Origin of the sequence: Streptomyces sp. NPDC090045, assembly GCF_044747975.1 — a bacterium.
In the GTDB taxonomy this organism is placed as follows: Bacteria; Actinomycetota; Actinomycetes; order Streptomycetales; family Streptomycetaceae; genus Streptomyces.
This window is the reverse complement of sequence record NZ_JBIVFA010000011.1, coordinates 87,398-109,917: the sequence shown is the minus strand read 5'-3', so window position 1 is coordinate 109,917 and position 22,520 is coordinate 87,398. Positions and strand designations below refer to the sequence as shown.

The 22,520-nt window shown below is 72.3% G+C and carries 20 protein-coding genes; 4 read left to right on the top strand and 16 right to left on the bottom strand.

All coding sequences use genetic code 11. The features are described from left to right. Nucleotides 1-137: 137 nt before the first annotated feature. Entirely contained in the window at nucleotides 138-323 is a 186-nt protein-coding gene (locus ACIPYQ_RS27050) for a hypothetical protein (protein ID WP_327412946.1), read from the bottom strand. 550 nt (nucleotides 324-873) lie between these two features. Here ACIPYQ_RS27050 and ACIPYQ_RS27045 point away from each other — a divergent pair. Further along, nucleotides 874-2,064 (top strand): protein kinase, encoded by a 1,191-nt coding sequence (locus ACIPYQ_RS27045; protein WP_401256378.1) that lies wholly within the window; start codon nucleotides 874-876, stop codon nucleotides 2,062-2,064. 20 nt (nucleotides 2,065-2,084) lie between these two features. Here the strand turns inward: ACIPYQ_RS27045 and ACIPYQ_RS27040 are convergent, their stop codons facing one another. From ACIPYQ_RS27040 to ACIPYQ_RS27000, 9 genes are all read right to left on the bottom strand, one after another. Continuing rightward, a complete protein-coding gene (locus ACIPYQ_RS27040) occupies nucleotides 2,085-2,894 on the bottom strand; it encodes an RNA methyltransferase (RefSeq protein ID WP_361765771.1) in 810 nt (269 codons plus the stop codon). 42 nt (nucleotides 2,895-2,936) lie between these two features. Next, the gene (cobA, locus tag ACIPYQ_RS27035) at nucleotides 2,937-4,154 is read right to left on the bottom strand and encodes a uroporphyrinogen-III C-methyltransferase (RefSeq protein ID WP_401255985.1); all 1,218 of its coding nucleotides are present in this window, start codon (nucleotides 4,152-4,154) and stop codon (nucleotides 2,937-2,939) included. Nucleotides 4,155-4,271: 117 nt separating this feature from the next. Next, nucleotides 4,272-5,732 (bottom strand): hypothetical protein, encoded by a 1,461-nt coding sequence (locus ACIPYQ_RS27030; protein WP_401255982.1) that lies wholly within the window; start codon nucleotides 5,730-5,732, stop codon nucleotides 4,272-4,274. A gap of 57 nt (nucleotides 5,733-5,789) precedes the next feature. Next, nucleotides 5,790-8,942 (bottom strand): nicotinate-nucleotide--dimethylbenzimidazole phosphoribosyltransferase, encoded by a 3,153-nt coding sequence (gene cobT, locus ACIPYQ_RS27025; RefSeq protein WP_401255979.1) that lies wholly within the window; start codon nucleotides 8,940-8,942, stop codon nucleotides 5,790-5,792. Between the two features lie 274 nt (nucleotides 8,943-9,216). Then, entirely contained in the window at nucleotides 9,217-10,419 is a 1,203-nt protein-coding gene (gene cbiE, locus ACIPYQ_RS27020; RefSeq protein ID WP_401255976.1) for a precorrin-6y C5,15-methyltransferase (decarboxylating) subunit CbiE, read from the bottom strand. Between the two features lie 78 nt (nucleotides 10,420-10,497). Next, nucleotides 10,498-11,187: a GNAT family N-acetyltransferase gene (locus tag ACIPYQ_RS27015; protein ID WP_401255973.1), complete on the bottom strand. Its 690-nt coding sequence runs from the start codon at nucleotides 11,185-11,187 to the stop codon at nucleotides 10,498-10,500. Nucleotides 11,188-11,426: 239 nt separating this feature from the next. Continuing rightward, entirely contained in the window at nucleotides 11,427-12,290 is an 864-nt protein-coding gene (locus ACIPYQ_RS27010; protein WP_401255970.1) for a MetQ/NlpA family ABC transporter substrate-binding protein, read from the bottom strand. 111 nt (nucleotides 12,291-12,401) lie between these two features. Further along, a complete protein-coding gene (locus ACIPYQ_RS27005; protein ID WP_361765750.1) occupies nucleotides 12,402-13,070 on the bottom strand; it encodes a methionine ABC transporter permease in 669 nt (222 codons plus the stop codon). Further along, nucleotides 13,067-14,122 (bottom strand): ATP-binding cassette domain-containing protein, encoded by a 1,056-nt coding sequence (locus ACIPYQ_RS27000; protein WP_362239213.1) that lies wholly within the window; start codon nucleotides 14,120-14,122, stop codon nucleotides 13,067-13,069. The genes ACIPYQ_RS27005 and ACIPYQ_RS27000 overlap by 4 nt, the downstream gene beginning before the upstream one ends. Before the next feature lie 579 nt (nucleotides 14,123-14,701). On the opposite strand from ACIPYQ_RS27000, the gene ACIPYQ_RS26995 reads away from it, so the two are divergent. Then, nucleotides 14,702-15,070: a hypothetical protein gene (locus ACIPYQ_RS26995; RefSeq protein WP_351289598.1), complete on the top strand. Its 369-nt coding sequence runs from the start codon at nucleotides 14,702-14,704 to the stop codon at nucleotides 15,068-15,070. Beyond that, nucleotides 15,063-15,485: a hypothetical protein gene (locus ACIPYQ_RS26990; RefSeq protein ID WP_401255967.1), complete on the top strand. Its 423-nt coding sequence runs from the start codon at nucleotides 15,063-15,065 to the stop codon at nucleotides 15,483-15,485. The genes ACIPYQ_RS26995 and ACIPYQ_RS26990 overlap by 8 nt, the downstream gene beginning before the upstream one ends. A gap of 64 nt (nucleotides 15,486-15,549) precedes the next feature. Here ACIPYQ_RS26990 and ACIPYQ_RS26985 read toward each other — a convergent pair whose 3' ends face one another. The 3 genes from ACIPYQ_RS26985 to ACIPYQ_RS26975 form a co-directional block, all read right to left on the bottom strand. Further along, nucleotides 15,550-16,056, bottom strand: coding sequence for a GNAT family N-acetyltransferase (locus ACIPYQ_RS26985; RefSeq protein ID WP_361765740.1), 507 nt, complete (start codon nucleotides 16,054-16,056; stop codon nucleotides 15,550-15,552). Between the two features lie 37 nt (nucleotides 16,057-16,093). Beyond that, entirely contained in the window at nucleotides 16,094-16,666 is a 573-nt protein-coding gene (locus ACIPYQ_RS26980) for an RNA polymerase sigma factor (protein ID WP_401255963.1), read from the bottom strand. A gap of 73 nt (nucleotides 16,667-16,739) precedes the next feature. Continuing rightward, complete coding sequence (locus ACIPYQ_RS26975; RefSeq protein ID WP_401255960.1) at nucleotides 16,740-17,903, bottom strand: glycerophosphodiester phosphodiesterase; 1,164 nt, start codon at nucleotides 17,901-17,903, stop codon at nucleotides 16,740-16,742. Between the two features lie 326 nt (nucleotides 17,904-18,229). On the opposite strand from ACIPYQ_RS26975, the gene ACIPYQ_RS26970 reads away from it, so the two are divergent. Continuing rightward, nucleotides 18,230-18,859 (top strand): lysophospholipid acyltransferase family protein, encoded by a 630-nt coding sequence (locus ACIPYQ_RS26970; RefSeq protein ID WP_401255957.1) that lies wholly within the window; start codon nucleotides 18,230-18,232, stop codon nucleotides 18,857-18,859. Between the two features lie 3 nt (nucleotides 18,860-18,862). Here the strand turns inward: ACIPYQ_RS26970 and ACIPYQ_RS26965 are convergent, their stop codons facing one another. The 3 genes from ACIPYQ_RS26965 to ACIPYQ_RS26955 all read right to left on the bottom strand — a co-directional run bounded on the left by ACIPYQ_RS26965 (nucleotide 18,863) and on the right by ACIPYQ_RS26955 (nucleotide 22,500). Next, nucleotides 18,863-20,338, bottom strand: a complete 1,476-nt coding sequence (locus ACIPYQ_RS26965) for a membrane-associated oxidoreductase (RefSeq protein ID WP_401255954.1) — start codon at nucleotides 20,336-20,338, stop codon at nucleotides 18,863-18,865. Nucleotides 20,339-20,407: 69 nt separating this feature from the next. After that, nucleotides 20,408-21,952, bottom strand: a complete 1,545-nt coding sequence (locus ACIPYQ_RS26960; RefSeq protein ID WP_401255951.1) for an MFS transporter — start codon at nucleotides 21,950-21,952, stop codon at nucleotides 20,408-20,410. Then, nucleotides 21,949-22,500, bottom strand: a complete 552-nt coding sequence (locus ACIPYQ_RS26955) for a TetR/AcrR family transcriptional regulator (RefSeq protein ID WP_401255948.1) — start codon at nucleotides 22,498-22,500, stop codon at nucleotides 21,949-21,951. Before ACIPYQ_RS26955 ends, ACIPYQ_RS26960 begins: the two co-directional genes overlap by 4 nt. Between the last annotated feature and the right edge of the window lie 20 nt (nucleotides 22,501-22,520).

The window sequence follows — 22,520 nt, the reverse complement described above, 5'->3', positions numbered from 1 at the left end:
AAGGGTGCTGCCCGTCCGACTCCCCAGTCGTACGGGCAGCACCCTTCACCTGCCGTCCGTCCGTCGCTCCCCCGTCCCCACGGGGTTCGACAGCCGATGTCCCGGCCCGGACCGCTCTTCCGGGCCCGGGGCGCCGCTCAGCGCCCCGGCATCAGACCCACGGACGACGCCTGTGCCACCAGCTGATCGAAGCCTCCGAAGAGGAAGAGCAGCAGGGCGGCCAGGGGGAGCACCATGGCCGCGGCCACCAGTGGGTGGCGGGTGCCGGACTCGTGGCCGTTGAACGCGAATGCCTTGCGTCCCTGCCGTGCGATGTCCGCCATGGCCCTCTCCCTGTCGTTTGGCAGCGGCGGGCTTGTGACCTCGGGGGACGAGTGCGCCACCCGCCGCTTGTCTTCAACACTAGGCGGGCGGACGGCCCCTGGCCTCATGCCTTCGTACCCATTGCCGGGCCTCCAGGAGGATGACGGGACCTCCTCCGTGTACTCCCCTGGGTGGAGGCCTCTCCCCCGGTGTCGGGGTCTTCCCGGAGGGGATGACCGGAGGGTAGTGACTTCTCTCACTTCCGTCACTCCCTGTTGATGCGTGTCCGCCCGCCACCCCTCGACAAGATCCACTCGCGCGTGGGCGGCGTACGGCTGCACCGGAGAGGCCCCGGACCCGCCCCGCGGCCTCAATCCCCTTGACCCAAGGGGTGCTTGGGCGCGCGGAGGGCCCGCGCCGCGCTGCCGTCCGGCATCCCTGAGGCTCCCTCAAGTGTGCTGTGCCGCACTGACAATCGAATCCCACGGCGAGGGCGCGGCCTCTGAGCACGCATGCCGGATGGTCCGTAAGCTGGGCACGTCAACAGGACGACCGGTCAGCGGGGTGGACATGGCGATGATGCGGCTCCGGCGCGAGGACCCGCGTGTCGTCGGCTCGTTCAGACTGCACCGGCGGCTCGGTGCGGGCGGCATGGGCGTGGTCTACCTGGGGTCGGACCGGCGCGGGCAGCGCGTCGCGCTCAAGGTCATCCGGCCGGACCTGGCCGAGGACCAGGAGTTCCGCTCGCGGTTCGCCCGCGAGGTGTCCGCCGCCCGGCGGATCCGGGGCGGATGCACCGCACGGCTCGTGGCGGCGGACCTGGAGGCCGAGCGGCCGTGGTTCGCCACCCAGTACGTGCCCGGGCCCTCGCTGCACGACAAGGTGGCCGAGGAGGGCCCCCTGACGGCCGCGCAGATCGCCGCCGTCGGCGCCGCCCTCTCCGAGGGGCTGGTCGCCGTGCACGAGGCGGGGGTCGTCCACCGGGACCTCAAGCCCTCGAACATCCTGCTCTCCCCCAAGGGCCCGCGGATCATCGACTTCGGGATCGCCTGGGCCACCGGGGCGAGCACGCTCACCCATGTGGGTACCGCCGTCGGCTCCCCCGGCTTCCTCGCACCCGAGCAGGTGCGCGGCGCGGCCGTCACCCCTGCCACGGACGTCTTCGCCCTCGGCGCCACCCTCGCCTACGCGGCGACCGCCGACTCGCCCTTCGGGCACGGCAGTTCCGAGGTCATGCTCTACCGCGTGGTGCACGAGGAGCCGCACCTGCAGGGGGTCCCGGACGCGCTGGCGCCCCTCGTACGGGCCTGCCTGGCCAAGGACCCCGAGGAGCGGCCCAGCACGCTCCAGCTGTCGATGCGGCTCAAGGAGATCGCGGCCCGCGAGGCACAGGGGCTGTCGGAGTCCCGCCCGCCGGCCCAGCGGGCCCGGACCGAGCGGCCGACGGGACGGCTCCCCGAGGACTACGTCGAGCAGCGCGCGGAGCGTCGTACCGGCGGCTCCACCACGCCCCGGGCCCCGGGCGGATCCCCGGGCGGGCCGCACTCGCGGCCCTCGTCCTCCCGCAACCCGCGCACCCCCGGCGGTCCGTCCTCCCGGCCGACCGCCGGCCGTACGGGCGGCCGCCCGGCGCCCAGGACGACGGGCACCGGACGGCGACCCTCGCGGCCGGACCCGCGGCTGATGCGGCAGCGGCTGATCGTGTTCGTCCTGGTGACGCTGATCGTGGCGCTGGGCATCGCCGCGGCCCAGAAGCTCTAGCCCGCCCTGCGCCGTCCGGCCTAGCGGCCCTGGGCCACCGCGTAGAAGGCGACGGCGGCGGCCGCGCCGACGTTCAGCGAGTCCACGCCGTGCGCCATCGGGATCCGTACCCATTCGTCGGCGGCGACCAGCGCCGGCGTGGACAGGCCGTCCCCCTCGGCACCCAGCATCAGCGCGACCCGCTCCAGGGACTGCGGGGCGGCCACGTCGATCGGTGAGGCCTTCTCGTGCGGGGTGAGGGCGAGCAGCTTGAAGCCCGCCTCCCGCACCGAGTCCAGGCTCTTGGGCCAGGCTTCCAGGCGGGCGTAGGGGACGGAGAACACCGCGCCCATGGAGACCTTCACCGAGCGGCGGTAGAGCGGGTCCGCGCAGTCGGGCGACAGCAGCACCGCGTCCATGCCGAGGGCGGCGGCGCTGCGGAAGATGGCCCCGATGTTGGTGTGGTCGTTGACCGCTTCCATGACGACCACGCGGCGGGTGGTGGCGAGGAGTTCCTCGGCCGTGGGCAGCGGCTTGCGCTGCATGGAGGCGAGGGCGCCGCGGTGCACGTGGTAGCCGGTGACGCGTTCGGCGAGCTCGGGGGTGACGGCGTAGACCGGAGCCGGGAGTTCGTCGATGACGTCGCGCATGACGTCGACCCACTTGGCCGAGAGCAGCATCGAGCGCATCTCGTAGCCGGCGTCCTTGGCGCGTCTGATGACCTTCTCGCCCTCGGCGATGAAGAGCCCTTCGGCGGGCTCGCGCCTGCGCCGCAGTTCGACGTCGGTCAGGCCCGTGTAGTCGCGCAGGCGCGGGTCGTCGGGGTCCTCGACGGTGATGAGATCAGCCACAGGGTGATACTGCCTTGTCCTGGGTGCGGTGCCAACGGCCTGTCAGGCGCTGGTGATGGGGGCGTTGACGCGGACGACCTCGCCGATGACGATGACGGCCGGCGGACGGACCTCCTCCGCCCGGACCCGCTCGCCGACCGTGGCGAGGGTGGCGTCCACCCGGCGCTGGGTGGCGGTGGTGCCCTCCTGGACGACCGCGACCGGGGTGTCGGCCGCGCGCCCGTGCCGTACGAGCGCCTCGGCGATCAGGCCGATCTTGTCGACGCCCATCAGGATCACCAGGGTGCCGGTGAGCTTGGCGAGGGCGGCCCAGTCCACGAGGGAGCGGGGGTCTTCGGGCCCGACGTGCCCGCTGACCACGGTGAACTCGTGGGCCACACCGCGGTGGGTGACGGGGATACCGACGGCGCCGGGCACCGAGATGGAGCTGGAGATGCCGGGCACGACGGTGCACGGGATCCCCTCCTCCGCGAGCGCCTGGAGCTCCTCCATGCCGCGGCCGAAGACGTACGGGTCCCCGCCCTTGAGCCGCACCACGGCCTTGCCGGCCTTGGCGTGCTCGATCAGCGCGTTGTTGATGGCCTCCTGGGCCATGAAACGGCCGTACGGGATCTTCGCGGCGTCGATGACCTCGACGTGCGGCGGAAGCTCGTCGAGCAGGTCCCGGGGGCCGAGGCGGTCGGCGATGACGACGTCGGCCTCGGCGAGGAGGCGGCGGCCGCGCACGGTGATGAGGTCCGGGTCGCCGGGCCCGCCGCCGACGAGGGAGACGCCGGGGGTGCGGGGGCGGGCGGCCGTGAGGGTGCCGTCGCGCAGCCCCTCGACGACCGCGTCCCGGACGGCGGCGGAGCGGCGCGGGTCGTTGCCGCTCAGCACGGCGACGGTGACGCCCTCCACGCGGCCGGTGGCCGGGGTCCAGGCGGTGGCGGCCCCGGCGTCGTCGGCCCGGACGCACCAGACCCGCTCGCGCTCGGCCTCGGCGGAGGCACGGTCGTTGGCCTCGCGGTCCCGGGTGGCGATGAGGGCGTACCAGGCGCCGGCCAGGTCGCCGTCCTCGTACCGGCGGCGCTCCCAGCGGATCTCGCCGGTCTCGGCCATGGCGTCCACGGAGGGGGTGGCGGAGGGCGAGACGAGCAGGACGTCGGCGCCGGACGCGATGAGGGCGGGAAGGCGGCGCTGGGCGACCTGGCCGCCGCCGATGACGACGACGCGGCGGCCGGCGAGTCGGAGTCCTACGGGGTAGGCGGGGGTGTCGGCCATGGCGGATGCGGCTCCTGGGGGCGGCGGTGCTCTTGCGTGCCGCTGCGGCGCTGGAGCGGCGGTGTACTGACGTGCGGTGATGCGGTGCTGGTCCACCATACGGCGCGGGCCGTCCGGTCAGGGTGGAGGGGTCGGCGCACCCGACGGGCGCATGAGCCCGGTGGCGGGCACCCTGGACGTCACGGAGAGGGTCCTCATGAGCCCGTAGCGCTCCGGCTCCTCCTTGAGCGGCAGCACGCCCCGGCACGGGGTTCCGGGTCCGATCACGGAATTGATCTCGGAGTTCCGGCCCCCCGGTTCCATCTGCCACCACGACGTGACGTAGCGGGCTCTCCTGGTGACGTTGATCAGATTGTTGTTGTGCCTGATGCGCGCCCGGAAGGCGATGCAGTCACCGCCCGGGAGCGGGCAGGCCGAGAAACCGGGCGAGGAAGGGTGCCAGGAGAACTGGGGTTGCCCGTAACCCGGCGCGATCTTGCCGCGGTCCCTTCTCGTGGTGATCGCCCTGGCCGATGCCTCGATCATGGAGTACTCGACCCCTGCCGGGATCTGGATGATCTTGTCTTCGGCGTGTTCGTTGCCCGGATCGAGCCAGGAGCCCTCGGTTCCGAACGTACCGGTGGCCAGCTGGTCCCGGCCGGTGACCTCGGTGTACTGCTCGGCATCACCGTCGAAGGCCAGGATCTCCCGCCAGTACTGGAGCCTCGTCTCCTCGTGGAGCACCGTTTTCACTCCGATCACCCAGAAGATCGTGGTGAGGATGTCCACGGGAACCGTGCCGACGTTCTTGATGCTCACCCTGAGCGGAATGTGCACGATCTTGCCGTCCGGACTGAGCTTGGGCTCCCCCAGTTTCGCCTCGGTCGTGATGAGGCTGCGCCGCGCGTTGGGTTCGTAGAGCGTGGTGTTCGCGAAGTTCACACCGGCCAGGACGGCGGAGAGCGTCAGGCCCGCGACGACGCTCCTGGGGTGGGGCAGGCCCTTCCAGGCCTCGTGGCGGCAGAGCCGCCACGAGGCCCACGAGGACCAGCCGAGCAGAGCGACGTAGACCGGCAGGTAGACGACGAACTCCGACGCCTCGAACCACATGCTGAGCAGCAGCACGCTCATCGCCAGAGCGATCAGGGCTCCGATCAGCGTCACGGCTCCCGAGTACTTCCAGCGCCGCTTGCCCCAGTAGTCGAGCGCGGAGACGACCCCCGCGGACTGCACCGCGGCCGCGCCGAGCAGCAGCCATCCGGTCAGGCGCCCTGCGAAGGTCTGGGACTCGAACGCGTCCACGGCGCCGATGCGGACCAGGAGCACGGCGGAGCCCGCCAGGCCGAGCGCCATCACGGCCCCCGCCGTGCGGCGGGGCCAGGGGTGGTCGGGCCAGGTATCGGGGCCGGCGCCGCGCCAGATGACGAAGCGCGGGTCACGCAGGGGCATGGCCGACGGGTAGCGGGCCCGGTGCAGAACGCGGCGCAGCTCCCGGAGCGACCAGACGCGGCCCAGGACCCGGCTGCCCGCGCTCACCTCGCGCAGGCCCCGGGTGTCCGGTGGGGAGACGACCACCCTGGGCCTGGCTCCGATGCTCATGGGAACCAGGCTCCGGGGGGTCGCACCCCGCCGCGCGGCGGGGTGCTCCGGTCGGCCCTACTTCTCGGTGACGCCCGCCGAGTCGAAGGTGGCCACCTCGTGCATCGCGCGGGCCGCGCTCTGGACCAGGGGGAGGGCCAGGAGGGCGCCCGTGCCTTCGCCGAGGCGGAGGTCCAGGTCGACCAGGGGGCGCAGGCCGAGCTTGTTCAGGGCCGCCACGTGGCCCGGCTCCGCGCTGCGGTGGCCCGCGATGCACGCCGACAGGGATTCGGGGGCGATGGCGCGGGCCACCAGGGCGGCCGCGCCGGCGCTGACGCCGTCCAGGATGACCGGGGTGCGCAGGGAGGCTCCGCCCAGGAGGAGGCCCACGATCGCCGCGTGCTCCAAGCCGCCGATGGCGGCCAGGACGCCGATCGGGTCCGCCGGGTCGGGCTGGTGGAGTTCCAGGGCCCGGCGGACGACCTCGACCTTGCGGGCGTGGGTCTCGTCGTTGATGCCCGTGCCGCGGCCGGTGACCTCGGAGGGGTCGACGCCGGTGAAGACCGAGATGAGGGCCGCGGAGACCGTGGTGTTCGCGATGCCCATCTCGCCGGTGAGGAGGGCCTTGTTGCCGGCCGCGACGAGGTCGCGGGCCGTCTCGATGCCGACCTCGATGGCCGCGATCGCTTCCTCGCGGGTCATCGCCGGGCCGGTGGAGAGGTCGGCCGTGCCGGGGCGGACCTTGCGCGGGAGCAGGCCCGGCGTGGCCGGGAGGTCGCCCGCGACGCCGACGTCGATGACGCAGACCTCCGCGCCCACCTGGTTCGCGAACGCGTTGCAGACCGCGCCGCCGCCGAGGAAGTTGGCGACCATCTGGGTCGTGACCTCCTGGGGCCACGGGGTGACGCCCTGGGCGTGCACGCCGTGGTCACCGGCGAAGATCGCGACCGCCGCGGGCTCCGGGATCGGCGGCGGGCAGACCCGGGAGAGGCCGCTGAGCTGCGCGGAGATGATTTCGAGCATGCCCAGGGCCCCGGCGGGCTTGGTCATGCGCTTCTGCCGCTCCCAGGCCTCGCCGAGCGCCTTCGCGTCGAGCGGGCGGATGCTGGCGACCGTCTCGGACAGGAGGTCGTGCGGCTCCTCGCCGGGCAGGGCGCGGCGGCCGTAGGTCTCCTCGTGGACGACCCAGGAGAGCGGGCGGCGCTGCGACCAGCCGGCCTGCGCGAGCTCGGGCTCCTCGGGGAACTCGTCGACGTAGCCGACGCAGAGGTAGGCGACGACCTCGAGGTGCTCGGGCAGGCCGAGCTCGCGGACCATCTCGCGCTCGTCGAAGAAGCTGACCCAGCCGACGCCGAGGCCCTCGGCGCGGGCGGCGAGCCAGAGGTTCTCGACGGCGAGGGCCGAGGAGTACGGGGCCATCTGCGGCTGGGTGTGCCGGCCGAGGGTGTGGCGGCCGCCCCGGGTGGGGTCGGCGGTGACGACGATGTTCACCGGGGTGTCGAGGATGGCCTCGATCTTGAGTTCCTTGAACTGCTTCGCCCGGCCCTTGGGCAGCGACTTCGCGTAGGCCTCGCGCTGGCGCTGGGCGAGCTCGTGCATCGTCCGGCGGGTCTCGGCCGAGCGGATGACGACGAAGTCCCAGGGCTGGGAGTGGCCGACGCTGGGCGCGGTGTGGGCCGCCTCCAGGACGCGGAGCAGCACCTCGTGCGGGATCGGGTCGGTACGGAAGCCCTTGCGGATGTCGCGGCGCTCGCGCATGACGCGCAGGACGGCCTCGCGCTCGGCGTCGGCGTAGGCGGGGGCCGGGTCGCCTGCGGCGGGCTCGGCCGGAGCGACCGCCTCGGGCTCGGACACGGGCTGCGCCTCGACGGGCTCCGGCTGGTCCGGCTCGGCCGTGACGGCCTCGACCGGGACGGCCGGCTCCGACGCCACCTCGATCGGTTCCGGCTCGGCGGGCTCGTCCGGGGCGACCGGCTCGGGCTGCGCGGCTACGGGCTCGGGCTGGACCGGCTCGGCGGCGACGGCCTCGACCGGGACGACCGGCTCGGGCTGCGGCGCGACGGGCTCGACCGGCTGGACCGGCTCGGGCTGGACCGGCTCGACCGCGACGGCCTCGACCGGGACGACGGGCTCGGGCTGCGGCTCGGCCGGCTCCGGCTGGACCGGCTCGGCCACGACGGCCTCGACCGGGACGACCGGCTCGGGCTGCGGCGCGACGGGCTCGACCGGCTCCGGCCCGGCGGGCTCGGGGGACTCGGCTGCCGCGGGCGCCGCCTCGGCCGGGACGGCCTCGGCGACCACGGGCGGCTGCTCGGGCTGCTCGGGCTGCGGCTCGGCCTGAACCACCGTTTCTGCGGGGACGACCGGCGGCTCCGGCTCCACGGGCGGCTGCGCGGGCTCGGCGGCCTGCACGGGCGCGGGCGCGGCCTCCGGTACGGCGACCGGCTCCGGGGTGGCGACCGGATCCGCCGCCCACGGCGCACCGGCCTGCGCCGGGATCTCGCCGGGCTGCGGGACGGGGGCCGCGACGGCCTCCGCGCGCGGGACGTCCAGGTACTCCGGGCCCGTGGTCGGGGGCCCCGCCTGGCGGAGCGGCGCCACAGGGGTGCTCAGCACGGCGGCCATCGGCGCGGCCGGAGCGGGGGCCGCGGCCGGGCCGCGGTCGGCGAGGGAGCGTACGACCCCGCCGTTGGCCTCGGGCACGGGCGGGCCCATGTGCAGCGGGCGCCGGACCGGGGCCGCGGGGGCCACCGGAGCGGCGGGCGGCGGGACGACGAGCCCGCCGAGGTCGAGCGCGCCGGAGTCACGGCCGCCCGCCTCGTGCGCACCCGCGCTGTAGCCGCTGTCGGGGAAGGAGGGCTGGGGGAACTCGGGGTACCCGGCGGGCTCCGGGTAGGCGGCCGGCTCGGCGTACGCGGCCGGGGCCCCCGGGTACGCGGGCTCGGTGCCGTAGGAGGCGTCGGCGTACATCTGCGGCTCGGGGAACTGGGGGTCCACGGGGAAGACGGGGGCCGGCGGGACGACCTGCGGGTCGCTCCACGCGCCCTGGCCGCTCGGCATCAGCAGCAGTTCCTCGTCCTCCGGCTCGGCCGGGTTGTCCATGAGGTCCTGGAAGGCGTAGCCGCCGGGAATCGGTGCCGGGATCTGGACCGGAGCGGGGATGCCCTGCTGATCCACCATGCCCGCACTGTCCGGGAGACCCTCGCCCGGTACCTGGCCGGTGTCAGTCATGCTTACCCCTCGCCCATCGGTTCTGCCTCGTCGGTCGCCCGGTCGCCCACGAGGCCTCCAAGCGGAGTTGCCGTGCGGGTCCGGCGTGCGACGAGTCCGTCTCACATACGCCTGCACGACAACCAGTAAGCATTGTCGCGCCCGTTAGCCATCGTGGCGGCCATAACCGCCACGGTCCTCTGTGGACTGCGCCACGTCGCGCGTTCCGGCGGTGTCGCGATGCCCGGAACGCCGGGGCAGTACGACGATCGGCCAGCCTACCCCGGCCCTCGTCTCAGCGGGTCACAGGGCGTTCTGCCGACAGGAGGAACACCACGGAACGGTCCTGTTCGGCCCAGGTGCGGGGGTCCAGGGCGACGGACTGGAGCAGCGCGCACTCGACGGCGTACCCGTGTTCGGTGAGGGTGCGGCCGATGGCCTCCGCCTCGTCGCGGGTGGAGGCGTGGCTGACGATCCGTTCGGGGCGGCGGTCGGCGACGGCCGCGACGACCTCGGCCCCGCCTCCGCCGACGCGGACGACGTCGGGCTCGGGCAGGTTCTCCAGTACGTGCGGTGCGCGCCCGGCGACGACCTGGAGCTGGACTCCGCGCTTGCGGGCAGCGGCAGTTACGCGTTCGCAGGCGCGCGGGTCGGCGTCGACCGCGATGACGGCGGCGCCGAGGGCGGCGGCGTCCACGGCCACGCCGCCGGAGCCGGCGCCGATGTCCCAGACGAGGTCGCCGGTGCGCGGGCCGAGCCGGGCGAGCTGGGCCGCGCGGAGCTGCGCCGACTCCCCTTCGCCCGTGTCGGGCTGCGGGCGGGCCCAGCCGCGGTCGCCGGAGTGGGCGGCGCCCTGGCCGAGCAGCCAGCCCGGTTCGACGGCCGGGGCCTGACCCGCGCCGCCGATGACGATGACGACGTTGGGGTCGCGCCAGCTGTGGTCGGCGGCCTTGTCGGAGGTGAGGACGCTCACCTGCTCCCGGTCCGTGCCGAGTTCCTCGCAGACGACGAAGGTGCGGTGGACTCCGTCGAGGAGCAGGGCCAGTTCGGCGGGGCCGGCGCCGGGCGAGGTGAGGACGGCGACCTTGGCGTGGGCACGGCAGACGTTGACGGCGCGGCGCAGGGTGCGGGGGTGGGCGACGACGACCTGGGCGTCGTCCCAGGGCATGCCGGCGCGGGCGAAGGCGGCGGCCACGGAGGAGACGGCCGGGACGACCTCGACCTCCAGGCCGTGCTCGGGGGCGCGCAGGGTGCGTACGACGCCGAAGAAGCCGGGGTCCCCGTCGGCGAAGACGACCGCGGTGCCGCGGTGGCCGGCGATGCGGCGGGCGGCGAGGCCGAGGCTGCCGAGGCGGATGCGTTCGGCGGCGGGCGGGACCTCGGGGAGGGCGAGGTGGTGGGCGGCGCCGGCCACGAGGGTGGCGGCGGAGAGCGCGGACCGGGCGGCCGCGGTGAGGGGCGAACCGTCCCAGCCGATCACCGTGACCCGGTCGGCCATCGTCGTCAGTCTCCTGGTGTGGGGGGGTGTGGGTAGCTTCGTCGGGGGCGGGCACGGTGAGACTACCCGGTCATCGGTTCAGCTCCAGTCGGCGCCGACGGCGCGGCCGTGCGCGTCGGCGCGCTGCCCGTAGGCGGTGCTGCCCGCGTATCCGTCGTAGGAGTCGTACCCGTCGTAGCCGTCGCCTTCGTCGAGGTCCTCGGGGACGAGGCTCCAGACGATGAGGTCGGTGCGGGTGTCGCTCCAGCCTCCGTCGGGGGTCTGCGTGCGCACTATCCACGCGTTGCGGAGCACGCCTTCGCTGATGCAGCCGATCTTCTGGGCCACCTGCTGGGAGGCGGTGTTGTCGGCGGCGGTGCGCAGTTCGAGGCGCTCGAACCCCTGGTCGCGGAAGAGCCATTGGGCGACGGCGAGGACGGACTCGCTGGCGTAGCCCTCGCCACGGGCCCAGGGGGCGGTGACGTAGCCGACCTCGGTGGCCCGGGTGCGCCAGTTGGTGTTCTGGAGGTGCACGATGCCGACGAGGCGCTGGGTGAGGAACTCGGTGACGGCGAAGACGATGCCGCGGCCCTCGGTGCGTTCGGCGTGGGAGTCGCGGGTGGCCCACCGGTGCGCATCGGCGTGGGTGTAGGGGTGCGCCGCGGTGGTCCAGGCGGTGACGTACTCGTCGTTCATCATCTCGGTGAGCGCGGTGACGTCCTCTTCCTCGAAGGAGCGCAGCACCAGCCGGTCCGTGCTGATGGTGACGTCCGGGAAGGTGGTAGTCATGCGCAGCTCCATGCCTGAGAAACGTGGTGCGACCGTGGTGCGATGCGACCGTGGTGAGGGACCGTTCATGCGGGGCCGCCTCGACGGGTCGTAGGCCACAGCATGCAGCATCGACCGGGGGATGTGCAGGGCCGGGTTGCCCGGAAGCGGGCAGAGCTCGGCCCCGCGCGCCGTCAGGGGCGTGCGGGGCCGAGATTCCTGACTGCGGGGCCGGGCCGGGGGCCGGCCGGCCCGCCGGGTCAGGAGGCCGGGGTGCCGAAGGCCGGGATGACCGAGCCCTGGTACTTCTCCTCGATGAACTTCTTGACCTCGTCGGAGTTCAGCAGCTTGGCGAGCTTCTGGATCCGCGGGTCGTTCTGGCTGCCGTCCTTGACCGCGAGGAAGTTGGCGTAGGGGTTGCCCTCGGCCTTCTCCAGGATCAGCGCGTCCTTGGCGGGCGACAGCTTGGCCTCGATGGCGTAGTTGCCGTTGATGACGGCGGCGTCCACGTCGTTCAGGGCGCGCGGGACCGTGGCGGCCTCCAGCTCCTTGAACTCCAGGCCCTTCTTGTCGGTGATGTCGGACAGCTTGGCGCTGGTGCCGACACCCTCCTTGAGGGTGATCAGGTTGTTCGCGGCGAGCAGCTGGAGCGCGCGGCCCTCGTTGGTGGTGTCGTTGGGGACGGCGATGGTCTGGCCGGCCTTGATGTCGGCTATCGCCTTGACCTTCTTGGAGTAGAGGCCGAGGGGCTCCAGGTGCACGTTCACGACGGGCACGATGTGCGTGCCGTTCTTCTTGTTGAAGTCGTCGAGGTACGGCTTGTGCTGGAAGAAGTTGCCGGCGACCTGGCCCTGCTCGGTGGCGGTGTTCGGCAGGACGTAGTCCGTGAACTCCTTGACGTCGAGCTTGAGGCCTTCCTTCGCCGCGAGGTTGTCCTTGACGAAGTTCAGGATGTCGGCGTGCGGGCTCGGGGAGGCCGCGATGACGAGCGGCTTGCTCTCGTCGGCCTTGCCGCCGTCGGCCTTGGCGGAGGACGGGTCCGAGGAGCTGCCGCAGGCGGTGAGGCCGAGGGCGAGCGCGGTGGCCGTGGCGGCGAGGGCGGTGAGCTTGATGTTCTTACGCACGAAGAGTGCCTTTCTTGCTGAACAAGTACCGAAGACTTGCTGGTGGTGGCCCAAGCACGACAAGTGCGGGCTCTGTGGGGTGGGACAGTCCGGGGTGGCCCGAGGGCCGGGTCAGGCGGTGCGGCCGCGGCGGGCCAGGAGGCGGACCACGCCGTCACCGACCAGCTGGATCACCGTGACGAGGACGACCAGGACCGCGACGGTGGCGACCATGAAGCCGGTCTCGAAGCGCTGGAAGCCGTACGTGATGGCCTTGGAGCCGAGTCCTTCGCCGCCGACGGCGCCGGCCATGGCGGAGTAGCCGACGAGGGTGATGACGGTGGTGGTGACGCCGGCGACCAGCGAGGGCAGGGCCTGCGGCAGGAGCACCTTGCCGACGAGGGTGGGGATGCCGCCGCCCATGGACTCGACGGCCTCGATCAGGCCGTGGTCCACCTCGCGGACGGCGGTCTCGACGAGCCGGGCGAAGAAGGGGACGGCGCCGATGGCCAGCGGGACGATCATGGCGGTGGGGCCGATGAAGGTGCCGACGATCGCGGTGGTGACCGGGATCAGGAAGATCAGCAGGATGATGAACGGCAGCGAGCGGCCTATGTTCACGATCACGCCGAGGACCTTGTTGAGCGGCTGGTTCTGCAGCAGGCCGCCCTTGTCGGTGAGGACCAGCAGGATGCCGATGGGCAGTCCGCCGAGCACGGTCACCAGGGTGGACCACAGCACCATGTAGAGGGTGTCGTAGGTGCCCTGGGTGAGCAGGGGCTGCATTTCGGACCAGGTCACTTCGCACCATCCTTGACCAGCGCGGCCAGTTCGTCGTCGATCTCGTCGACCTCGTCGATGACGTCGACCTGCAGGCCCTGCTCGCGCAGGAAGCCCACCGGCACGACGTTGTCCTCGTAGCGGCCGGGCAGTTCGATGCGCATGCGGCCGATCAGCCGGCCGGCGACGGTGTCCATCGCGGCGCCGAGGATCGAGATGTCGATGTTGTACGTGCGCGAGAGCTGCGAGATGACCGGCTGGGCGGCGGCCTCGCCGTGGAAGGTGACGTCGACGACGGTGCGGTCGGGGCCGGTGGCCGCGCCGGTGACCGGGAAGAGCTCGCCCGCCAGCTCGGAGCCGGGGGTGGCGAGCAGTTCGGCGACGGTGCCGGACTCGACGATCCGGCCGTTCTTCATCAGGGCCGCCGAGTCGCAGACGGTCTTGACGACGTCCATCTCGTGCGTGATGAGCAGCACGGTGAGGCCGAGCTGCTGGTTGAGGTCGCGCAGCAGCTTGAGGATGGAGCGGGTGGTCTCGGGGTCCAGGGCGCTGGTGGCCTCGTCGGAGAGCAGCACCTTGGGGTCGCCGGCCAGGGCGCGGGCGATGCCGACGCGCTGCTTCTGTCCGCCGGAGAGCTGGGTGGGGTAGGCCTTGGCCTTGTCGGCGAGGCCGACCAGGTCGAGGAGTTCGAGGGCCTTGCGGGAGCGTTCGCGGCCGGAGACCCCGAGGATCTCCAGGGGCAGTTCGACGTTGGCCTGGACGGTGCGCGAGGACAGCAGGTTGAAGTGCTGGAAGACCATGCCGATGCGGCTGCGGGCCTCGCGGAGCTCCTTGCCGGCGCGGCGGCCGCGGCCGGCGAGCGCGGTGAGGTCGACTCCGTCGACGCTCACGGTGCCGGTGGTGGGACGCTCCAGCAGGTTCACGCAGCGGATCAGGGAGGACTTGCCGGCTCCGCTCTGGCCGATGACTCCGTACACCTCGCCCTCACGGACGTGGAGATCGACGCCGTCCAGGGCGGTGACCTCGCGGCCACGGGACTGGTAGACCTTCGTGAGGCCCGATGTGGTGATCACAGGATTTCCGTCGCTGTCGAGTGCACGGCGCAGCGGGGTGCCGGGCACGGGGCAAACATCTGGGGACGCGATACGGGACGAACCGTCAGAAAACGATGGCTTGGTCGCATGCGCGGGGCAGGAGTGAGCCGTGCTGTTCATCAGCTGGTGACGCTCAGGCGCGGCTGGTCTCGCTTCGGGGCGCGAGGCTCAGGAAGGGGCCCTCAGAAGGCGCACATTCGACACATACAACGAGCACCGGGCGTCATCGTCGCCTCGGTCGCAAGGGTGCGGTTGCTCGTCGTGGTCATGGGCCCAAGTAAAGCAGACGTCTCCCCTGACCGATCAATGACGTCCGGATAGCGGACGCAATCCGCCCGTATACCGGACGGCACCCGTGGCTGCCGCGTGCCGTGCTCTCGCCCCTGACCTGCGCCGACGCGGCCCACGGGGCGCATGCTTCCGCACCGGTCCGGAGCCCGGCGGGACGGCCCTGTGTGGTCAAGACCACGGTCCGCGCACCGCGCGCGGCCACCGGAGCGCGGCCCGGCCGGAAGGGGCGCGCGCATCGGGTCTTTCGGCCCGTAATACCCTCGCTGCATGCTCGACGCCCTGACGGTCGCCATAGGCGTGGCCGCACTCGCCCTCGCCGCCTGGTGCGGCCACGCCGCATGGCGCGACCAGCCGACCAAGGACTGGCACTTCATCGGCATGGCCGTCGTGACCGTGCTGGTCCTGGCCCAGCTGGTGATCGGCCTGGTCAAGCTGGGCCAGGGCGAGAAGCCCGACGAGGGCACGGTGATCTTCGTGTCGTACCTGCTGGGCGCGTTCGCCGCGGTGCCGGCGGCCGGCATGCTCTCGCTGACCGAGCGGACCAGGTGGGGTTCGGTGACGGTGGCCGCCGGCGCGGTCGTCCTCGCCGTCCTCGAAGTACGGCTCTACGACATCTGGGGAACCACCGGTGCCTGACGCTGAGACGACGACCGCCACTCCCGCCGGGCACAAGCGGCTGGTCTCCGGGCCCGGGCTGCTGCTGGTGTGGCTCTACGGGGTGATGGTGGTGGGCGCGGTCTCGCGCTCCGCGTTCCAGATCTCCACCGAGTTCGACAAGGCGCCGCTCCCGTACTCACTGTCCGCCGTGGCGGCGCTGGCCTACGCCTTCATCACGTACTCGCTGGTGCGCGGCGGGGAGACGGCCCGCAAGGCGGCGCTCGTCTGCTGCGCCGCCGAGCTGGCCGGCGTCCTGGCCGTGGGCACCTGGTCCCTCGTCAGCCCCGACGCCTTCCCCGACACGACCGTGTGGTCGGCCTTCGGGATGGGGTACCTGTTCATCCCGGTGATCCTGCCGATCACCGGGATGCTCTGGCTGCGCACGAAGCGCTGAACGAACGGGTGCCGGGCGAACGGGCGCGGAGCGAACGAGCGCCGGGCGGCTGCGGCCCGACCCGCTACGCGCTGACCGTGAAGTCGGTCGGGTCCTTGGCCTCCTTCTCCAGGATCACCAGCTGGACCCCGTCGGAGGCCGTGCGGCCGCCGACCTTGACGTAGCCGGCCTTGCGGTAGAGGCGCAGGTTGGACTCGCTCTTGTGCCCGGTGTGCAGGCGGAAGCGGGTGGTGGTGCCGGGGCTCGCGAGGGCCTCCTCGACCGCGCGCAGCAGGCGCGCGCCGAGTCCGTGACCCTGCAGGCGGGGGTGGACGCACAGCTTGGCGATCTTGCCGGTGCCGTCCTCGTCCACGTTGCCGCGCACGGTGCCGACGATCTCGTCGCCGAGCCGGGCCACCAGGACCGTGTCCGTCGCCAGCTCTCCCTTGAGGGAGTCCAGGGACTGGGTGAGCGGCTGGATGAGGTAGTTGCCGTACAGCTCGGCCTCGCGCTGGAAGGCCAGGTACTGCAGTTTGAAGATCTGCTCAGCGTCCTCGGCAGCCGCCGCCGAAATGGTCACGCTCATGCCCATGTGCGCATGCCTCCAGCTCACCTGGTAGCCCGTTGGTCTACCGCTCCATTCCCCGAAGGCCAGGAGCCGCAACCTCTGCAGCCAGCATTCTGCGCAGACATCCCAGGCATCGGGAACGGACGGGCCCCAAACTTCCTTGTGAGATACCCAACTCTCCTGCGATTTCACGGTAAGTGAGGTCTCTGGGCGAAAGAAATGCCTTCATCAGCTCGGGACAGCGCCCGGGCAACCGGGCGACCGCCGATCGGAGTGCGCGGTTCACCTCCCCGTGCAGAAGGGCGTCTTCCGGTTCGGCCCCCACGGCCGGTTCGCGCCTGGCGGCCGGTTCGTCTCCCGCGCTGTCGCCGGCCGGCGGGCCGTCGTACGGGATCTCCCGGCGGGCCCGGCGCCGGGCCAGGCGGGCCTCCGCGCGTACCGCCCGGCGCAGCCAGCGTGCAGGTTCCGCCGGCTCGGCGGGATCGGGGGCGCTCCGGCCTCTCTCCAGCAGCCTGACCCAGACGGCTTGTTCCAGGTCGGCCGCGTCCACTCCGGTGCCCGCGGCCTCCGCGGCCGCCTCCGCGGAGAGCAGCGGGCCGAGCTTCTCAAAGAGGTCAGCCTTCAGCAGGTCCATGCCGGGCGGGACGAGTGGGCCGGGCCCGGCGGTTTCCCAGCCGGGCCCGGCCCACTCGTTCGGGAAGGCGCGCTCAGCCGTTGACGGGCCGTCGGCCCGGGCGGAAGGCCTCGGCCGCGAGCAGTCCGGTGTCCGGGTTGTCGGTGAAGATTCCGTCGATGCCCTGTTCGAAGTACGTCCGGAAGGCGGCGAGGGCGTCGCCGTAGGCGGCCGGATCGGTGCCCTTGCGGTACTCGGCCGGCAGGAAGCTGTTCTCATTGCGCGCGGTATAGGGGTGCAGCACCAGCCCGCGGGCGTGGGCGTCCTTCACCAGGGTGGTCGGGGTTCCGAGCCGGCCGTCCGCCGTGCGCGGGAGGATCAGGTCCATGGTCGGGCCGATGCCCTGGGCGAAGCCGGCGATCCACTTCAGGCCCTCGGGCTTGACCAGGTCCGCGACCGTCCGCGGGTCCTTGGCCAGTTCGAAGTCCCAGGGACGCGTGTGCGCCGCGGAGAGCAGTACCACGCGGGGCGCGGAGACCAGCCGGGAGAGCCGCTGGATGCTGGAGGGCTCGAAGGACTGGAGGAAGACGGCCGCATCGCGGCGGTCTCGTCCGTAGCGGCGCAGCAGCGTGGCCAGGGGCTCCTCCAGGCCGAGGCCCAGCGCCCGGAAGTAGCTGGGGTGCTTGGTCTCCACGTGCAGCCAGACCTGCTTGTCACGGCGGCGGCCCTCCCGGTTGGCCCAGCGCAGGACCTCCTCGAAGGTGGGCACCGCCCACTGGCCGTCGTAGAGGGTGTTGCGCTGGCGGACGGCGGGGATGCGCTCCTTCGCGCGCAGGGTCTTCAGCTCGGCGAGCGTGAAGTCCTCGGTGAACCAGCCGGTCACGGAGACCCCGTCGACGGACTTGGTGGTCCGGCGCGCCGCGAACTCCGGGTGGTCGGCGACGTCCGTGGTGCCGCCGATCTCGTTCTCGTGGCGGCACACCAGATGCCCGTCCTTGGTGGGGACGAGGTCCTGCTCGATGACGTCGGCGCCCATGTCGAGCGCGAGCTGGTAGGAACCGATCGTGTGCTCGGGCCGGTAGCCGCTGGCTCCGCGGTGGCCGATGACCGTCGGGTGCGGGAGGTCCCGGTGGCCTCCGTCGCCGTGCCCGCCGCTCGTGGCGGACGCCGGTCCCGCCGCGAGTCCGGTGATGCCGCTCCCGGCCGCCAGGACGGCCGCCCCCAGGACCGTGCGCCGCGCTGCCCCACCCTGTGTCATGCGTGCCACTCCTCGTCGTCGTGAAGGTCCGCGGCCACCGGAACTCCGATGTCCCGGCATTTCGCGGCCCCTGATCGGCGTGCCGATGGTAGGCAAAGGGGGGTGGCCGCAGGGGGTGCGGCGACGGCACATCCGGGGAACTTGGCGCAAACGAGTGTCAACACTGCGTATCCGACACGTGAACCCGATGTGCGCTCGGACCTGACCCGCGAGTATCGTCCTCACCTGCACCACCGCCCGTGCGGTGAGTGCGAGAACCGCTTTTTGATGCCGGAGGGCCCACGTTGTTCCGTACGCGCCTCATCAAAGCCACAGTCGGACCGGTCATGCGCATGATGTTCCGCACCCGTGTGGAGGGCGTCGAGAACATCCCCGGCGACGGACCGGTGATCCTGGCGGGCAACCACCTCACCTTCATCGACTCCATGATCCTTCCGCTGGTCTGCGACCGTACGGTCCACTTCATCGGCAAGGACGAGTACGTGACGGGGAAGGGCGTCAAGGGGCGCGCCATGGCCTGGTTCTTCACCGGGTCCGGCATGATCCCCGTCGACCGTGACGGGGCCAACGGCGGGGTCGCGGCCCTGATGACCGGCCGCCGGATCCTCGAAGAGGGCAAGATCTTCGGCATCTACCCCGAGGGCACCCGCTCCCCCGACGGCCGGCTCTACCGCGGCCGCACCGGCATCGCCCGCCTGACCCTGATGACCGGCGCCCCCGTGGTCCCGTTCGCGGTGATCGGCACCGACAAGCTCCAGCCCGGCGGCGCCGGCATGCCGCGCCCGGGCCGTGTCACCGTCCGCTTCGGCGAGCCGATGGAGTTCTCCCGCTACGAGGGCATGGACCGCGACCGCTACGTGCTGCGCGCCGTCACCGACTCGGTGATGGCCGAGGTCATGCGGCTCTCCGGCCAGGAGTACGTGGACATGTACGCGACGAAGGCGAAGGCCGCGTAGCGGTCACTGCCTGCGCAGGGACCGGCTGACGCCCGCCGCCGTGGTGGTGGCGAGGATCCAGCCGGTCACGATCAGCAGGTACGAGAGCCACTGGTACCAGCCGCTCGGCGCGTAGGCGGACTCCTGCCCGAAGCCGATGATCGGCAGCATCAGGTCGATCGTGTAGAAGACCGCGTTGAAGTCGGGGGCCTCCCCCTGCTTGAGCGGCCGGGGCGGGGCGAGTCCGTAGGCGATCGTCCCGGTCAGCAGGAGCGCCAGCAGCCAGCCCGTGGCCCGCAGCGGCCGGAAGCCGTAGCCGACGGTGGCGTCCTGGAGCAGTCCCCACAGGCGCGTGTGCCGGGGCAGCGTGCGCCGGTGCCGGCGCAGCTTGGCGAGCATGACCGTACGGGCGGCCGCTTCGTCGCCTGCGGTGCGGTAGGCCGCGGCCAGCTGCTCGTAGGCGTACGGGAGGTAGCCGGACTCCTCGCGCTCCAGCGCGGGCAACCGCTCCTCGGCGGGCAGGTGCGGGGCCAGCGTGCGGTACGTCAGGCCGTCGATGCGGATCTGATCGGGCCAGGTCTCGGTCGGTATGTGCAGCATGTCGAGGTGGGAGCGGCGCAGGTTGATCATGCCCTGGATCCGGTCGCAGCCGCGCAGCCAGACCTCGCCGATGGTGCAGCTGGAGGCACGCAGGGCGGTTCCGCCGGGGTTGGCGAATACCGCGCGGGCCAGGTTGAGCTGGCCGGGTATCCGGGCGCCGGTGAGATTGACCATGCCGCGGGCCTCCATGCGGTGGGCTCGCAGGTCGGTTCCGACGGACAGGGTCTCGGCGTGCAGGGCGATGCCGTCCGGGGTGAGCAGACGGGCGTTGTCGAGGCTGACCTGGCCGCCGACGACGGCGCCGTTGAGGCGCAGCTGGCCGTGGACGGTCAGGTCGTTGGCGATGATGTCGGTGCCGATCTCCACGTGGTTGAGCTGGAGCGGGGGTTCGTCCGCCTCCTCGCCCGTCGTGGGGCCGACCACGGCGCCCTGCAGGAACAGGCCGCCGGATATCTTGGCGCCCTGGAGCCGGACGGGGCCGCTGATCCGGCAGCACGAGAGCCGCAGGACCACTTCGACGCGCATGGTGGCCGCGGTGAGGCCGGGCAGCGTGGAGTAGCCCAGGACGAGGGCTTTCAGCTGGGCGCCGTACAGGAGCGGTTTGCGTTCGAACCAGCAGTCGCGCAGCCGGATCGGGTGGTCGACGACCGCGTAGCGCAGGTCGAGCTTGCCGGTGATCTTCGCGCCCTTGACCTTCAGTCCGGCGACCTGGCCCGGCTCGGCGCGGCCGGCGCCCAGGAGCAGCGCCCGCAGCACCTCGGCGCGGACGGTGCGGTCCGGCCCCCAGCCGGCTCCGTCCACGGAGCTGTCGTCGGGGTGCTCGCGGAAGTCGACGCCCTCACCGCGCGGGAAGGCGTCCCAGATGCGGCGCTCGGCCGGGGTCAGGTCGTTGATCTCCATCGCCGGGATGGTGTCCCTTGGTTCGACGGACTGTCAACTCCGTTCGGGACACCACCCTCTGGCGGGACGTCAGTGTTCGACGCCGTCCTGGAGCCGCTGGCCCTTGAGCAGGAACCAGGCGGCCGCGGCGGTGGCCAGCAGCACGGCCGCACCGACGCCGGAGGCGAGGCGCAGGCCGTCGACGAAGGCGTCCTGGGCGGCGCCCACCATCTGCGTGGCGGTGGCCGGGTCCAGTGACCTGGCGGCCTCGACCGCCCCGCCCAGGGACTCGTGCGCGGCGTCGGCGACCGGTCCGCCGACGGAAGCCGGGGCGGTGAAGCCCTGGTAGACGCCGGTGACGATGGAGCCGAGCAGGGCGATGCCGAGGGCGGCGCCGAGTTCGTACGCGGTCTCGGAGACGGCGGAGGCCGAACCGGCCTGCTCCTTGGGCACGCTGGAGAGGATCACGTCGGCGGTGACGGTGAAGGAGAAGCCGGCGCCGAGGCCGACGACGAGCAGGGCCACGCCGAGCAGCGGGTAGCCGGTCTCCTTGTGGATCACGGTCAGGACGGCCAGGGCCAGGCCGATGGCGCCGAGGCCGCCGGCCACGATGGACCGTACGGAGTACTTGCGGGCGTAGTTGCCCGCGATCAGGCCGGTGACCACCGCGCCGACGGCGGCGGGCAGTTCGGCGAGGCCGGCCTCCAGCGGCCCGCGGCCCTGGACGAGCTGGAGGAACTGCGAGAGGAAGAAGACCAGTCCGGAGAGGCCGAAGACGGTGAGCAGGTCGGCGAGGACCGCGCCGGAGAAGCCGCGGTGCCTGAAGAGCCGCATGTCGAGCAGCGGGGACGGCAGGGTGAACTGGCGGCGGACGAAGGCGTACAGGGCGCCCGCGCCGAGCCCTGCGGTGGCCACGACCTCCCAGGTCAGGCCGTGGGTGGCGACTTCCTTGACGGCGTAGACCACGGCGATGACGCCGACGAGGGAGAGGCCGACGCTGACCAGGTCCCAGGGGCCGGCGACCGGGTTCTTGGACTCGGGCAGCAGCTTGATGCCGACGAGGACGAGGGCGATCATCACGGGGAGGTTGATGAGGAAGACCGAGCCCCACCAGAAGTGCTGGAGCAGGGCTCCGCCGACGACCGGGCCGACGGCCGCGCCGGCCGAGGCGGTGGCGCCCCAGATGCCGATGGCGAGGCTGCGCTCCTTGGGGTCGTGGAAGATGTTGCGGATCAGCGCGAGGGTGGACGGCATCAGGGTGGCGCCCGCCACGCCGAGCAGGGCCCGGGCGACGATCATCATCTCGGGGCTGGTCGCGTAGGCGTTGAGGACCGAGACGGCGCCGAAGGCGGTGGCGCCGACGAGGAGCAGCTTCTTGCGGCCGATGCGGTCGCCGAGGCTGCCCATCGACACCAGGAGTCCGGCGATGACGAAGGAGTAGATGTCGCCTATCCACAGCAGCTGGGTGCCGGACGGCTTGAGGTCCTCGCTGAGGGAGGGGGTGGCGAGGCCGAGTACGGTGGCGTCCACCGCGACCAGCAGCACGGCCAGGACGAGCACGGAGAGCGCGAGCCAGCGCCCCTTGCTCTTCCCCTCCGTCCCCGTCTGCCTGCTCAGCTGTTCGGTACGGCTCATTTCTCCACACTCCGTCTGACGCCACCGAGCAGCAGCTCGATGATCATGTACTGAAAGTCCTTGGCGGCGACCCGGCCGTCCATGACGGCCCAGGCGCAGCTGCCGATGAGGCCGTAGAGGGCCTCGGTGAGCCAGGCCGGGCTCAGGTCGATCCGGATGTCGCCCTCTTCCTGGCCGCGCCGGAACAGGGCGGTGACGCGGGCGTCGAGCCGGGCCCATCCCTCGTGGATCTCCTCGCCTTCGAACAGCTGGTTCTCGGTGACGAGGAAGGCCAGCAGTTCGGCGTTGGGCTCGGCCTCCGCGACGAGGCGTCTGAGCGCCTCCACGGCCGTGCCCTCGTCGAGGCGGGCGTTGTCGAACGCCACCTCGAACTCCCGGATGCCGAGTTCTTCGAGGGCCCGTACGAGGGCGTCGCGCCCGGCGAAGTGCCGGTGGAGGGTCGCGCGGCCGATCCCTGCGGCGCGGGCGACCTCGTCCATCGTGGCGGTCGATTTGCGGGAGAGCAGGGCTGCGGCGTCGCGGAGCACCTGGTCACGATCCATGGCCATGAGACAAGCATACCCCGAAT